This window comes from Streptomyces mutabilis, from assembly GCF_014649815.1.
Classification (GTDB): Bacteria; Actinomycetota; Actinomycetes; order Streptomycetales; family Streptomycetaceae; genus Streptomyces; species Streptomyces mutabilis.
Window position 1 is genome coordinate 1 of sequence record NZ_BMTT01000151.1, and the last position, 699, is coordinate 699.

A 699-nucleotide genomic window follows, 5' to 3' on the forward strand; every position below is an offset into this window, starting at 1 on the left:
CGGATTCCTGGTCATCACCGGGCGCATGACCCTCGGCAATCTCGTGGCGTTCAACTCCTACCTGTGGATGATCGACGGGCCGGTACGCCAATCCGGATGGCTGATCAACGACTGGCAGCGATTCAACGCATCCTGCATCAAAATCCGCAAACTGCTCACCGCTCAGTCACGTATTACGGAAAAGCCGGAAAATACGGAAAAACCGGGAGACAGCGCTGACGCGAATCACGCCAGCACAGCGGCCGCAACCGCTGCAACAACCAACACAACCCGCATCGCAGGCAGCATCGACTTCCAGCATGTCAGCTTCGCCTTCCCCGACGAACCGGACACCCCCGTGCTTGAAGATGTGGATTTCCATGTGCCGGCAGGCGCCAAACTCGGCATTCTCGGCGAAACCGGCGCGGGCAAATCCACCCTCGTCAACCTCATCTCCCGCTTCTACGACCCCACCGAAGGCCATGTGCTCATCGACGGCGTCGACGCACGAGACTGGCCGCTCGCCACACTGCGCTCGCAAGTGTGCGTCGTGGCGCAAGACACGTTCCTGTTCTCCGACACCATCGGCGGCAACATCAGCTTCGGCGCGGGCGAACAACGCGAATACGACGAACAGTACATTCGCCGCATGGCCACCATCGCCGGCGCGGACGGCTTCATCCGCAGCATGCCGGAAGGCTACGATACCGTGGTCGGAGA

1 protein-coding gene is annotated in these 699 nt (G+C 61.1%); it reads left to right on the plus strand.

Annotated features, from left to right (window positions below):
- Positions 1-25 precede the first annotated feature (25 nt).
- On the plus strand, positions 26-699 hold a 674-nt coding region (locus tag IE142_RS35120; protein WP_229831238.1), incomplete at its 3' end, for an ATP-binding cassette domain-containing protein.